The sequence below is a fragment of the Corynebacterium heidelbergense genome (assembly GCF_028609845.1).
Lineage (GTDB): Bacteria > Actinomycetota > Actinomycetes > Mycobacteriales > Mycobacteriaceae > Corynebacterium > Corynebacterium heidelbergense.
On record NZ_CP063191.1, the window covers coordinates 163,037 to 176,394 of the forward strand.

At 65.1% G+C, this 13,358-nt stretch carries 10 protein-coding genes; 9 read left to right on the top strand and 1 reads right to left on the bottom strand.

The annotated features are described in order from the left end of the window. Positions 1 to 2: 2 nt before the first annotated feature. Both CHEID_RS00665 and CHEID_RS00670 read left to right on the top strand, forming a co-directional pair. Positions 3 to 1,037 (top strand): class C sortase, encoded by a 1,035-nt coding sequence (locus CHEID_RS00665; RefSeq protein WP_238599352.1) that lies wholly within the window; start codon positions 3 to 5, stop codon positions 1,035 to 1,037. Positions 1,038 to 1,039: 2 nt separating this feature from the next. Beyond that, the gene (locus tag CHEID_RS00670; RefSeq protein ID WP_273661168.1) at positions 1,040 to 2,503 is read left to right on the top strand and encodes a SpaH/EbpB family LPXTG-anchored major pilin; all 1,464 of its coding nucleotides are present in this window, start codon (positions 1,040 to 1,042) and stop codon (positions 2,501 to 2,503) included. A gap of 72 nt (positions 2,504 to 2,575) precedes the next feature. Here CHEID_RS00670 and CHEID_RS00675 read toward each other — a convergent pair whose 3' ends face one another. Beyond that, positions 2,576 to 3,787: an LssY C-terminal domain-containing protein gene (locus CHEID_RS00675; RefSeq protein WP_238599445.1), complete on the bottom strand. Its 1,212-nt coding sequence runs from the start codon at positions 3,785 to 3,787 to the stop codon at positions 2,576 to 2,578. A gap of 404 nt (positions 3,788 to 4,191) precedes the next feature. Between CHEID_RS00675 and CHEID_RS00680 the strand changes: the two genes are divergently transcribed. From CHEID_RS00680 to CHEID_RS00710, 7 genes are all read left to right on the top strand, one after another. Beyond that, entirely contained in the window at positions 4,192 to 4,860 is a 669-nt protein-coding gene (locus tag CHEID_RS00680) for an arsenate-mycothiol transferase ArsC (RefSeq protein ID WP_112770364.1), read from the top strand. 125 nt (positions 4,861 to 4,985) lie between these two features. Continuing rightward, a complete protein-coding gene (locus CHEID_RS00685) occupies positions 4,986 to 7,127 on the top strand; it encodes a glycosyltransferase (RefSeq protein WP_112769197.1) in 2,142 nt (713 codons plus the stop codon). Between the two features lie 44 nt (positions 7,128 to 7,171). Then, the gene (locus CHEID_RS00690; RefSeq protein WP_273661435.1) at positions 7,172 to 7,786 is read left to right on the top strand and encodes a phosphatase PAP2 family protein; all 615 of its coding nucleotides are present in this window, start codon (positions 7,172 to 7,174) and stop codon (positions 7,784 to 7,786) included. Beyond that, on the top strand, positions 7,744 to 8,799 hold the full coding sequence (locus CHEID_RS00695; protein ID WP_112769196.1) for a decaprenyl-phosphate phosphoribosyltransferase: 1,056 nt from the start codon (positions 7,744 to 7,746) through the stop codon (positions 8,797 to 8,799). Before CHEID_RS00690 ends, CHEID_RS00695 begins: the two co-directional genes overlap by 43 nt. 455 nt (positions 8,800 to 9,254) lie before the next feature. Next, entirely contained in the window at positions 9,255 to 10,163 is a 909-nt protein-coding gene (locus CHEID_RS00700; RefSeq protein WP_238599277.1) for an alpha/beta hydrolase, read from the top strand. 398 nt (positions 10,164 to 10,561) lie between these two features. Further along, positions 10,562 to 12,538, top strand: a complete 1,977-nt coding sequence (locus tag CHEID_RS00705) for an alpha/beta hydrolase-fold protein (protein ID WP_112769194.1) — start codon at positions 10,562 to 10,564, stop codon at positions 12,536 to 12,538. A 147-nt stretch (positions 12,539 to 12,685) separates the two neighbouring features. Beyond that, positions 12,686 to 13,246: a DUF732 domain-containing protein gene (locus CHEID_RS00710; RefSeq protein WP_146743837.1), complete on the top strand. Its 561-nt coding sequence runs from the start codon at positions 12,686 to 12,688 to the stop codon at positions 13,244 to 13,246. The last annotated feature ends 112 nt before the right edge of the window (positions 13,247 to 13,358 follow it).

The following is a 13,358-nucleotide window of genomic DNA, read 5'->3' on the forward strand; positions in this document are numbered from 1 at the left end:
CGGTGACCCAACAACTAGCCACCTCGCCGTCTCCCAATGCCGGGCCGCACGCGGATAAGAAGCGCCGGCGTGGGGCGAAGCGTGGGTCCAAGCGGGGCGCGAACCGTGTTGTCGCGATCCTCATCATGCTCGCCGGGGTGTGCCTGCTGCTCTACCCCGTCGCCGCCACCTGGATCCAGAACAAGATGCAGTCCAACGCGGCGCAGTCCTACACCCAGCAGATCCAGGACAACACCACGGCCGAGCAGCGGCGGGAATCGCTCGAGCGCGCCCACCAGTGGAACACCGACCACGCCCAGGGGCCCATCCTGGACCCCTGGCTGGCCCGCGTAGATAAGAGCAACACCGAGTACGCTCAGTACCTCAAGCAGTTGGACCTGCAAGACGTCATGGCCCGCGTGAAAATCCCGAGCATCAACTCGGATTTGCCGGTCTATCACGGAACCGACCAGGAGACCCTCAGCCGAGGCGTAGGCCACCTCTTCGGCAGCTCCCTACCCGTCGGCGGCGACGGCACCCACGCCGTGCTCACGGGACATACCGGCCTGGCCAACGCCACGCTGTGGGACAACCTCACCAAGGTGAAAAAGGGCGATGCCTTCTACATCAACGTCTCCGGGGAAACCCTGAAGTACCAGGTGGACGATATCCGGGTGGTCCTGCCCGAACAGACCGACAACCTGCGCCCCGTCCCCGGCCAGGACCTCATCACGCTCATCACCTGCACCCCCTATGGGGTCAATTCCCACCGCCTGCTCGTTACCGGCAAGCGGGTACCCATGGACCCGAAGGAGGCCGAGGACGTTCTCAATAGCGGATCCGTGCCCCTGCAATGGTGGCAGAAGCTAGCGATCGCCGCTGCGGCAGTGGTGCTGCTGGTGTTGCTGTGGTGGATGCTGCGGGCGCGTAAGAAGCGCTCCCAGGCTGCCCAGGCGGTCGGGAAGGGTGAGGACGCCACCACCCTGGAAACCGCCACCACCCCCCGCACCGGCGGCAAGCATCGCCCGGAAAATACCCGAGGTAAGGCGGGTCGATGACCATGCCCACGAGGCCCCCTCTCGCCCCTGCCCTCCTGCGTGCCATGGCGCTCGCGCTCGCGGCAGTGCTGGTCCTGGCCGTCGCGCCGGGCCTGCGGCCCGGTTCCCGGGCTGGCCTGCCCGGCGGCTGGAACCCGCTGGGGACCGCCGCCGCCCAAGGTGGGCAGGCGCCGGCATACCCCTCGACCATCGACGGGGCCCGGACCGGATCCCTCAGCATCCACAAATCCGCAGGGGACCCCCTCAAGCAATTCGGGGACCCCACCAACCCGATCGCTGAACGCGGGCTCCGGCCCATGCTGGGGATCGCTTTCACCATCCGCAAGGTGGACGACGTGGACCTGCGGACGAACTCCGGCTGGGAGAAGCTGGCCAAGACTCGTATCGCCGACTACTACGTCGGGGGTTCGCGGGCGGGCTCCTTGGGCGCGCCGCTGGTGGCGTCCACAAACGCAGAAGGAACCGCAACCTTCCCCAACCTGCCCGTCGGCGCCTACTACGTGGAAGAAGACCACGCCTCTGCGCAGAAAGCGGCCGCGAGCGTAGTCACCCCCTTCATCGTCACCATCCCCCAGACTGATCACCGCGACGGTGCGGCCCCGGACTCCTGGATTTACGACGTGGAAGTGTTCGCCAAGGACCAGCACCTGGATGTCAACAAGTCAGCCTCCCGGACCTGCGCGAACGCCAAAGACAGATTCGACTACGGCGTGAGCGCCGCCCTGTCGGCCCCGGACGCGGCGGACAGCATCAAGCGCATGGAACTGGCCGACCCCCTGCCCGACCAGGTGCGCCTCGTGGAGGGTAGCTCCAAGGTCTACCTGACTAGCGGCCGAGACAAGGGCGTGAAGCAGGAACTCGCCGAGGGGACGGACTACACCGTGCGCACCGCACCGGGGAACGTGGCCAGCGTGGTGCTCACCGCCAGCGGGCTGAAAAAGGCTGCCAAGGAGCGGCGTGGTCGACCCGATGCCGCCATCACCTGGACCTTCACCGTGGAGGTGCTCAGCGGTACTGACAAACAGCCAGGCGGGCAACAGACCGGGGTCGACTCCGCAGATAACCGCGCCTACCTTTTAGTTGACGGCTACCCGGAGTTCACCACCACCGAGACCCCAGGGGTGCCCAGCAACAAGGTGCGGGTAAAGATCGGGGGCTGCAGCCCCACCGCGCCCGTCACCCCCATCCCCATTCCGGTGCAGAACCCCGACCTCCCCGGAGGCGGGCCCGGAAGCCCCGTCGGCGAAAGCGGCGGCCCGGGCGGGGACGGTGGGATTAGCCCGGGCGGGGAGACCGCGGCGAACCCGGATCAGCCCGGGGCGAACGGAACCCAAACCGATGCCGGGCGCTTCGGCGGGTTGGCCATGACGGGTGCCAACATCCTCATCCTGGTGCTGGTCGGTGCGGGGCTGATCGGGGTTGGGGTGCTGCTGACTAGGCGGAACAAACGAAACCAGGAGGAGTAGCATTTGCCCGCCGGCGCGGTTAGGGGAGGCGCGGGCAGGAGGAGGCGCCGCAGGCAGGGGGAGGCGGCGGGGTTAACCCAAGGACCGCCCGCGGCTCCACGCGCTGGCGCTCGGGGTGGTGAGCGTGAGCAGGATGACCACGGCGGCCAGGAGGTTGATGTAGCTCACGGCCGGCCATCCGCTCTCCGATAAGCCCGTCCACTGGACGACCTCATCGGTCCCGACGATTAGGGCGGTGACGAACATCAGCCACACCCGGGGCTTGGACCGGCCCCGGTAGGTCAGCACCGCCAGCAGGACGATGCAGAGGTAGGCCGCGACCAACGTGGCGATGAACACCGTGGACTCCCGGGAGGACCCGGGGGACAGGGCCGGGTCCACGGCGGCCTCCAGTAGCGCAATGTTGGTCAGCAACTCCACCCACGCATACAGCGACATCGCCGCAGCGCAGATACAGGCAACGGTAATGGCGACGGGGCGCTGGCGGCCGAGGAGTCGGTCCAGTTGAGTTCTGGCGTCGGGGAGGTCCGTCGGCGAATCCGGATCCGGTGCAGCTACGCCCCCTTCATCGGTGGGAATGGGGTAACCCAGTCCGGCCCGAATGACCGGGAGGGGCAACTGCTCGGCCGCCTGCGCGGCTGATTCCGGGGTGCGGGGTGCTGCCCCGGCGGGGGTAATCGCGGTGAGATCGAGAACGGGCAGATCGCCATCGGTTCGGATGACGTCGCCCCCGCCGTTGCGGTGGTGGTAGCCGGTGGAGAAGTCCTTGAGCATCCCCAGCCGGACCTCCGGGTTGGCGCCCTGCAGCGAGCTGACGATGTAATCCCGCTCAATATCGATGTTTGCATCGATCTTGTGGGTGACCTGAAGGGTGAACAGGGAGAGTCCCACGGACTTGTCGTAGGTCCCTGCGCCGAGCCACTGCACCCGCCGACCGCCGGGGAGAAGCCACCCGTCGGGGCAACGCCAAAAGCGAACGTGGTGGCGTTGGGAGGCGTTGCCGCTGACCTCCTGTTGGTAGGCCAGGCACTGCCGCCGGCCGAAGAGCATCAGCGGGCTTACAGGCGCGTGGCTGTAGGAGCGCTTGAACACGGAAGAGACGATGATCGCCCAGGATGAGCGCACAGTGACGTCGTCGGCGAGGATCCATCCCGCCTTGGTCATCGCCGCGTGGATCTGCCGCGACGTCCCATTCAATGCGAGGTTCACTGGGTCCCCGAGCAGGTCGTCGGAGGTGCGCGTTCGGCCGATGAAATACGGGGGCACGTAGATCTGGGTGAGCAAGGTGTGGATGCGGGGGCAGGGGGAGGTAGGCGACGACCGCCCAGAAGGCTGCGATGACGAGGACGTGGACCCCGCTGTAGCGCCAGGCGTCCGAGGCGAAGCGGACCGCGAGCCAGGCAATGGCCACTGTGGTGAACAGGAAGAAGCTCACGTCCGTGATGATCCCGGGGCGGCGCCGGGCCTCGTCGTCGCGGAGCTTCGTCGGGGCGCTGAATCTTCCAGGGGGTGCCGTGTCCAGCGGTTCGTCCATGGTGCGCGGGGGCCTGCGTTCCATTCGCTTAGGTTAGCGCCTACCCAGGTGAGCCACGGAAAGACAATAAAACCAAACGAAAAGGTTAACAAAAGGTAAACTAGGGGCGTCCATAAGAGGTCCATAAGAGAATGACGAGAAAGAAGGTGCACCGATGACCGGGAAGGACACCGACCACACCACGACCGCGGACAACACCGCCGCCCGCCACGCGCTGGTCTTCGGCAACATCCGCCGCGACCTGCATCGACGCTACGGGGCGCAGCTCGATGAGGGCAGCATTGACGATATCCTCGATAAGACCATCGCCGAACAAACCGCCACCGCCCGAATCACCACCTTCCTGCCGGTCATTGTTGAACGCGAGGCCGCCAACAACATCGAACGCCACATCGAGCAAGCCGGAATCCACGTCGATCCCCGCCAGGAGATCCTCTACGTCTGCGAGCACAACGCCGGCCGCTCCCAACTGGCCGCGAGCATCACCCACCACCTCGCCCACGATGACGTGGTCGTGCGCTCCGTCGGGCTGAAAACCGAAGAACAGATCTACCCGCAGGTCATCGAGGTGCTCGACGAAGCTGGGCTGCCCACCGACGTGCTGTACCAAAAGCAGCTCGTGCCCCGCACCGTGCACCGGGCCAACGTGGTGGTGTTACTCGGCGTTCAGGACGTACCGGGGGTGCCTGCGGACCGCTACGTGCGCTGGGATATCCCGGACCCCAAGGGCAAGACCGCCGAGCAGGTCCGGGCTATCCGGGACGATCTGGAAAGCAAGATCCGCGCTCTTCTGCAAGGGATGGGGGCGACGGCCCGCGCGTAGGCCACCACATCTCCCCGCCGCCCAGCCCGCCCGGCGCGCCTGACCCCCGCCGCCCCCCATCGTGGATAATGATGGACGCACAACTGTCCACGAGCGTGTCTACACGGAGGTCGGCGCACCCAACCATGTCCGCAACCAGCAGCTTAGATAACCAGTTTGACCCCACCCGTCTAACCCGCATCATCCTGCCGAAGAGCGGCGAACCCCGAGATGTGCGCTCCCTCTACATCGTGGAAAACGAGCAAGCTACCCCCGGCCGCGTCACCGCGCTCTCGCGTACCGAGGCAAAGATCCCGGCGGGCACGGAGATTAGTTTCGAAACCTACTTCAACGCCTTCCCCGCCTCCTACTGGCGCCGCTGGAGCCAGCTCAGCGAGGTGCAGCTGCGCGTGGACCTCACCGGGGATGCCCGCATCGACATCTACCGTTCGAAAATCGATGGTTCCCGTATCGCCGTGACCGGGGGCAACGTGGACGTGGACAGCAGCGGCCGGGGGCTTGCGGAATTCACCGTCTCCCTGGCCCCCTTCGAGGACGGCGGCTGGATCTGGTTCGACATCACCTGCGAATCCGAGACCACCATTCACTCCGCCGGTTGGTACGCAACCCGACCCGCGCAAGGCCAGGTCCTGTGTTCCGAAGTGCAGATTTGGGACGCCACCACCAACGCGTACGCCACACTGTCCGCCGGGGAGCAGCTTCCTCCGGCCGAACCGCGCATCACCGTGGGCATCCCGACTTTTAACCGCCCGGCCGATGCCGTCGCCGCCCTGGAAGCCCTGTCTAGCGACCCGGAAGTAGACCGCGTGATCGATGCCGTGATCATGCCGGACCAGGGCACCAAGCACCCCGCCGACGAGCCCGGTTTCCCCGCCGTCGCCGAACACTACGGGCAGCGGCTGCGCATCGTGCCGCAGGGCAACCTCGGCGGATCCGGCGGGTACTCCCGCATCATGTACGAGGCCCGGGACCCGCAGCGCGGCACCGACAGCCCCTACATCCTCTACATGGATGATGACATCGCCATCGAGCCGGACTCCGTCCTGCGCGCCCTCGCCGCCAGCCGGTACGCCCGCAACCCCATGCTCGTCGGCGGGCAGATGCTCAACCTGCAGGAGCGCAGCCACCTGCACACCATGGGGGAGGTCATCGACCGCAGCCGCTTCATGTGGACCGCGGCTCCTCACACCCACTACGACCACGACTTCTACCGCCACCCCCTGCGGGATCGCGGCACCTACGGGCGCAACGCCTCTGGGGAGCACATCGACTCGAAGGACCTGCACCGCCGAATCGACGTGGACTACAACGGCTGGTGGATGTGCATGATCCCGCGCGTTGTCGCGGACACCATCGGCCAACCCCTACCGCTGTTCATCAAGTGGGACGACGGCGAGTTCGGGCTGCGGGCGCGAGACCACGGGTTCCCCACTGCCTCCTGGCCCGGCATTGCGATCTGGCACATGGCATGGTCCGACAAGGACGATGCCATCGACTGGCAGGCCTACTTCCACCTGCGCAACCGCCTGATCGTCGCCGCGCTGCAGCACGAGGGCTCCCCGAACAGCATCGTCGCATCCATGGCGAAGGCCACCACGAAGCACCTGCTGTGCCTGGAGTACTCCACGGTCGCCATCCAGAACCAGGCGATGAAGGACTTCCTGGCCGGGCCGGATCACCTTTTCGACATCCTGGAGACGGCCCTGCCCCGCATCAACAAGATGCGCAAGAACTACTCCGACGCGGTGGTCGTGCCCTCCGCGGCGGACCTGCCCCCGGCCAGCGGGGGACCCGCCAACCTCACCCGCATCCCCCTGAGCGCTGGGGCCAAAGTGAAAACTCTCGCCCGCGCACTCTACAACAACGCCAAGCCGGCGGACGCCCGCCATCACCACGCCCCCCAGGTGAACCTGCCCCCCATCGAGGCCCGCTGGTTCAGCCTGTCCCGCGTGGATGGAGCCACCGTGACCACGGCGGATGGGCGCGGCGTGGTTTACCGCAAGCGGGATCGCGGGCAAATGCTCGCGCTGGCCAAGGAGTCCGCCCAGTTGCAGCGGGAAGTGGCCCGCCGCTTCGATGAACTGCGCACCACCTACCGGGCGGCCCACCCCTACCTGACCAGCCGGGAGGCCTGGGCCCAGGTCTTCGAGCCCGGATCGGATTTGGCCCGGAGCGGCGCCCAGGTGCCCGGGGCCCCTGCGCAGCGGGAACCTGTGCGTGGTGAGACTGCGCGTGGTGAGACTGCGCGAGGGGAGTCCGCCCAGTGACCGGCAGCGCCGCGGCCAAGGACGGCCGCATTGCCGGGGATCCCCTGGGGGAAACCCGCGTGCTCCTCGGCATCCAACGCGCGCTTGCCGACCGCCCCGGCGTACTGCCCACTGCGCGGCTCATGAGCCACTTCGGGGAACACGCCCTCGGCTGGATGGGCACCGCAGCCCTCGGCTACACCCTGGACCGCCGAAACCGCGAGCAATGGCTGGCCATGGGGGTTAGCGCGTTTGCCGCGCACGCCGCCAGCGTGATCCTCAAGCGCATCATCCGCCGCCCCCGGCCACACGACCCCCGCATCAACATCGGCGTGACAACGCCCTCCAAGCTGAGCTTCCCCTCCTCCCACGCCACCAGCTCCACAGCCGGCCTCGTAGGACTTTCCCGGGCGCTGTCGGCGCGGTGGCCGCTGGTGGGCATCCCCGCCATGGGGCTGTCCCGCATGGTGCTGGGTGTGCATTACCCCACAGATGTAGCGCTCGGTGCGGGCCTCGGGTTGGTAACTGAGGTGGCGCTAGGTAAAAGTGGCGTCCTGAAGAAATTCGCTTCCCCGCACCATGCCCGGCGGCCCCACCCGGCCCCAGGCGGCAACACCGGTGGGGCACAACCCCGCCGATGGCTACGGGGAGCATCGCACAACAAGGAGGACAGACGGTGACCGAGCGAACCGAGCCGCTACTGGGTTCCGAACCCCACACCTCGGGGTTGGACTCCCGGCGCGGCCGCGAGACCCGCACCACCATGGCCACATCCGGCCCCCGGGCTCCCCGCAACCTGCCCGAGGCGATGGTCAAGGCCATGCGACCCAAGCAGTGGGTCAAAAACGTGCTGGTCGTCGCCGCCCCCGCCGCGGCGGGCGGGCACCTGCTGTTCCAGGGTCGGGTGCTGCTGGATATCCTCATCGCGTTCGTGGTGTTCTGTCTGGCCGCGTCCTCCATCTACCTCATCAACGACGCCAGGGACGTGGACGCCGACCGCGCGCACCCGACGAAGCGATTCCGACCCATCGCGGCTGGAGTGCTCCCCGTATCCATGGCCTACGTCATGGCCGTAGTGCTCATCCTCGCGGCCGTCGGCGGATCCTTCCTGGCAAGCTCTGGGCCGGGACTAGCGATCGTCGTGGCCGTGTACATCGGGCTGCAACTGGGGTACTGCTTCGGGTGGAAGCACCAGCCGGTGATTGACATCGCCTTGGTGAGCTCCGGGTTTATGCTGCGCGCCATGGCCGGGGGCGTGGCCGCCGGAGTGGTGCTGAGCCAGTGGTTTTTGCTGGTGGCGGCGTTTGGGTCCCTGTTCATGGCCGCAGGGAAGCGCTACGCGGAGCTGAAGCTCTCGCTGCGGTCCGGGGCCAAGATCCGCAAGTCCCTGGAAAGCTACACGCCGACGTACCTGCGGTTCGTGTGGACTTTGGCCGCAACCGCCGTGGTGTTGAGCTACGCGCTGTGGGGTTTCGATCTTTCCCAGCAAGTCAGCGGGCACGCGGCGGTGTGGTACCAGGTGTCCATGGTGCCTTTCACCGTGGCCATCTTGCGGTACGCGGCGGACGTGGACCGGGGGGACGGGGGAGCCCCGGACGAGATCGCGCTGCGGGACCGGACCCTGCAGCTGCTGGCGGTAGCGTGGCTTGTGACGATTGGTATCGCGGTGTACGTCATTCCCATGATGGGTTGAGGCCGATGACGAAACTCTCGTAACACCACTGGAGTGGACCTCGTTTGAATGACTTGTTGGCTGAGTTGCCGCCGCTCGAACTTCGACGCTAAAGGACTGGGGCGTGGTTAGCCTCAGCGAGCTATCTATCGTTAGCTCGCCGCAGGTTGGGTACTTGGCTGTTTGAATTACGTTTTGGTAACATCTGCCCGCAGACAGTTACCTTTGAGGAGAAAAGTTTCATGCATCTTCGGCACCTAGGCAAGCGACGGAACAGTTCGCACAGCCCACGAACTGGGTCAGCCCTGAAAAAGAGGGTCGGCGCAGCCGTAGTCGCCGCGGCTTCGGTGCTGGGAGTGGGGACCGCAGTCGCTCCGGTAGCCTCCGCGCAGGATAACCGGACTATCCTTCGAGCGGGTTGCTCTATCTCCGACTATGAATCTTGGCTCCAGGATTGCAACGTTCGTTCCGAGGCGATGGGTCAAGATATTAAGGTCCAGATCAAGCCTGCTGCTCAAGGTGGCGACGCCGGTCTGTACCTCCTCGATGGCATGCGCGCCAATGACGATTGGAGCGGGTGGACGAAGCTAGGCCACGGTGTCGATTTATTTGCCGACGATAATGTAACGGTAGTAATGCCCGTTGGTGGAGCTGCCCAGTTTTACACGGACTGGCAACAACCCTTCAGCGGGTCTAACGGTCCCAAGAACCCCAAGTGGGAGACTTTCCTGACACAGGAACTGCCTGCATACCTCAAGCAAAACTTCCAGGTTTCCCCGGCGAACAATGCCGTGGCCGGAATCTCGATGGGCGGCACTGCGGCGATGAACCTGGCAGCGTGGCACCGGAACCAATTCAAGCAAGCAACCTCTATCTCCGGTTACCTCAACCCGACCTGGCCTGGGATGTACACCGGTCTCCAGATCGCCATGAATGACACTTCGCCTGGTGCCCGGGTGGGGGATATGTGGGGGTCCCCGATTGATCCGGCTCGATTCCGCAACGACCCGATGTGGCACGCGCCCAATTTCGCCGGGATGCCCCTGTACCTTTCCGCCGCTACCGGAATACCCACCACCCGGGAAGACTTCATCCAGGACCCCCTAGGGGTGACTGTAGGCGTGAACCTGGAATGGATGTCCCACAACTCCACAACTCGCTTCGAGGTTGCCAGCCGTCTGGCGGGCGCCAGTGTTACTACTAGCTATCCGCTGACAGGCGTACACAACTGGCCCTATTGGCGCACTGAACTACAGCGTGCTCGCCCGCAGATACTATCCGCCCTCGATGCTGGCGGGGCTCCCGCCCCCTTTGGGTGCGCCACCGGCTGCCTGGGCTTCTCCGGCCCCGTGAGCATCGGCGAAGCCTTCGCGCCGCAGTCATAGCGCCGGTACTCCAGTCCGATACCGCTCGGAGCGAGTCCTACCGCGAACCGCACCGGAAACCACGCTTGCGTCAAACTCGCGCCAATCCATTACCCCGAACTCTCAACCAAGCATTGAGCTTTGTGGAGTGTCGGGGTTATTCTCTAGCCAAAACCTGTCATACTTGGTTCTTGTAGCACTGGCCTACTCAAAATAAGGCTGTGTGGACCAGAAGCGCGAGGGGAACTCGCTTCTGCCGCAAGTGCGCCGACCGACTGCATCGCTAGACTCTCCAGGGCTGTTGCGCCGTTGAGAACGTAACGTTCAGGAGGGTGGTGGAGGTTGTAAGGGTCAGTGAAACAACCGCCCAGTCACGGCCAGTTGAACTGTGAAGACGTTGATCGAAGGAAAGTGAACGAATGCGCTTGACCGCCACATACTCCCGCTATTCTCGCCGGGCGCGAGCAGCCGCCGTCGCGCTGCCACTATCTCTCGCGCTGGCTGTTCCAATGGCGCCGAGTGCCGGAGCGCAGGCGGGTTCCTCCCGTCCTCCGGGATCTGGTACCGACTACCTGATCCCCGGCAACCCGCCGCCGCGCACCCCGATCAACACAACGGACCAGGATCTACCCGGTTTGCCCCCCGGAGTGGACGTGGAGAAAGTCGAGTGGATCACCGACCGCTGGGCCAACGTCTACATTAAGTCCGTAGCAATGCCCGGTAGTCCGATCAAGGTTCAAATGCTGTTGGCCCGTGACTGGTATTCCCAGCCGAACAAGAGCTTCCCTACAGTGTGGGCCCTCGATGGCCTCCGGGCCCGCGACGATGAATCCGGATGGACGCTGGCAACCAACATCGCCGCCTTCTATGCGGACAAGAACGTCAACGTCGTGCTTCCGGTCGGTGGACAGTCATCCTTCTACTCCGACTGGCAGCAACCGGACAACGGCAAGTTTTATAAGTGGGAGACCTTCCTCACCCGCGAACTCCCCCCGATCCTGGCCAAGGGCTGGCGATCCACCGACCAGCGGGCCATCGTGGGCCTGTCCATGGGTGGTACCGCCGCAGTAAATATTGCCGAGCGGCACCCGGAGATGTTCCAGTTCGTCGGCTCCCTGTCCGGTTACCTGGACACCACCAGCCCGGGTATGCCCCAGGCCATCGGCTACGCCACCAACGACGGCGGTGGATACGACGCCCAGAAGATGTGGGGCCCCTATGGTTCCCAGGACTGGGTGGACCACGATCCCAAGCTCGGCATCGAGCAGCTCAAGGGCAAGACGGTCTACATTTCCAGTGGTAACGGCAACGCCGGTGCCTATGACGCCCCCGGCGTGCTGCCCGGCGTTCCGGCAAACACCACGGGCATGGGCTTGGAGATCATGTCCCGGTTGACTAGCCAGACCTTCGTCAACCGGGCCCAGGGCAAGGGGTTGAACCTCGTTACCGCCTTCCGTCCTTCCGGCACGCACAACTGGCCGTACTGGCAGTTCGAGATGACCCAGGCTTGGCCTCACATTGCGGACTCTTTGAAGCTGGCACCCGAGGACCGGGGCGCGTCATGCGTCGCCGGCGGAGCCATCGGTGCCCGGGCAGGGCAGTTCCGGGATCAGATCGGCGAGTGCATCTCCCCGGAGTACGACGGTGCTCCGAACAAGACCCGCAACGAGCCCGGCAAGATCCAGGATTTCCGCGGTGGGCGTGCGTACTGGTCCCCCGCAACGGATGCGCACTTCTTGTGGGGTCGCATCGGCGCTCGCTACTCAGAGCTGGGTGCCACGACTTCTTGGCTGGGCTACCCCAAGGGCGAGGAGGTGAGCGTTGCCAACGGACGTGGCCGGTACGTTGAGTTCGAGAATGGCAACATTTACTGGACTCCCGAAACCGGTGCCGTTGATGTGAAGAAAGACATCATGGACAAGTGGGGTGAAACTGGTTACGAGAATGGACCGCTCGGTTTCCCAACCGGCCCTGAAAAGGCAGTCGAGGGTGGAGCTGTTCAGCAGTTCGAGAATGGTGTGATCGTTCGAAAGAACGGTGCCCCGGGGCAACCCGCACAGCTCAACTACGTGCAAGGCCTCATCGCCCAGAAGTACATGGAGATTGGCGGCCCGACCAGCCCGCTAGGATTCCCAACCACTGGCGAGCTCAACATCAACGGCGGCAAGTTTAGCCGCTTCGAGAAGGGCTCCATTTACTGGTCCGCGCCGACCGGTGCTCACTACATCCTCAACGGCCCCATCTACGATGCTTGGGGTAAGGAGCAGTGGGAGAACGGCCGATTCGGCTACCCGACCAATGACCAGGCCGGTGTCCCCGGGGGTGAAGAAGTACAGTTCCAGCGCGGGAAGATCCGGTTCATCAACGACCAAATCCAGCTCGACCCGCCGCGCTAAGCCACCCGGGTCCGCAAACGGGGAAGCGGCCGAGCCGCTTCGCGTGGGGGTGTGCTGCCCCGCCCCGTCGCCTGGGAATCAATGGTGCTTCTGCTCCTCGACCAGCTTTAATTAGCCCGATATCGCTCTAGGACGTGTGAACCAATCGTGACTGCCGCATCCCGCCACGCCGATCGACGTACCGCCGCTAAGGCCCTGACTGCTCTTGCCATGGGTGCTTCGCTGTTCCTCGCCGGTTGTGGCGATGGCAGCACGGTAGACAACTCCGCAAGTTCTGTCGCGTCCACTTCGGCGGCCAGCTCCGCAGCGTCCTCCGACTCGGGGAGCGCCAGCGGCTCCCCTGCCGCCCCCGAACAGAACCGTCCCACCGGCGGATCCTCCGACGCGCAGGATGGGTCTGTTTCACAGGTGGAGGCGGCCCCAGGCTCTGCGCCCCGGTCCCCGGAGGAGCGGGATTTTCTTTCCGATCTCCGCCGTGGTGGGGTGGACCTTGGAAAGGTTGAGGGTGCATCTTCTCCGGGCGGCCTAGAGGATCAGATCATCGCTTCTGGCCGCGCTGAGTGCCGTGCCAAGCAGGAGGGGTCCCCGACTATCTTCACCGGCATGGCTGCAGGCCAGCTGCAGGCTCAAGGGGTGATCCCGGATACCGAGTTCGATAAGACCCAAAAGATCCTCATGGATGCCGCGCAAGCGCATCTGTGCCGGTAGATCGTTGGCAATAACCCTGCGCCCGCCGTCCACGGTGGACCGTGATCGCTTACGAATTCGCTGACAAAACCCCCGCACCCTGCCCCGCAGCCCTGAGTTAATCCGGCCAACG

Coding starts and splice junctions, on each gene's coding strand:
- CHEID_RS00695 (WP_112769196.1), top strand. CDS start 7,744: ATGGCTACGGGGAGCATCGCACAACAAGGAGGACAGACGGTGACCGAG.
- CHEID_RS00705 (WP_112769194.1), top strand. CDS start 10,562: ATGCGCTTGACCGCCACATACTCCCGCTATTCTCGCCGGGCGCGAGCA.
- CHEID_RS00700 (WP_238599277.1), top strand. CDS start 9,255: ATGGGTCAAGATATTAAGGTCCAGATCAAGCCTGCTGCTCAAGGTGGC.
- CHEID_RS00680 (WP_112770364.1), top strand. CDS start 4,192: ATGACCGGGAAGGACACCGACCACACCACGACCGCGGACAACACCGCC.
- CHEID_RS00670 (WP_273661168.1), top strand. CDS start 1,040: ATGCCCACGAGGCCCCCTCTCGCCCCTGCCCTCCTGCGTGCCATGGCG.
- CHEID_RS00685 (WP_112769197.1), top strand. CDS start 4,986: ATGTCCGCAACCAGCAGCTTAGATAACCAGTTTGACCCCACCCGTCTA.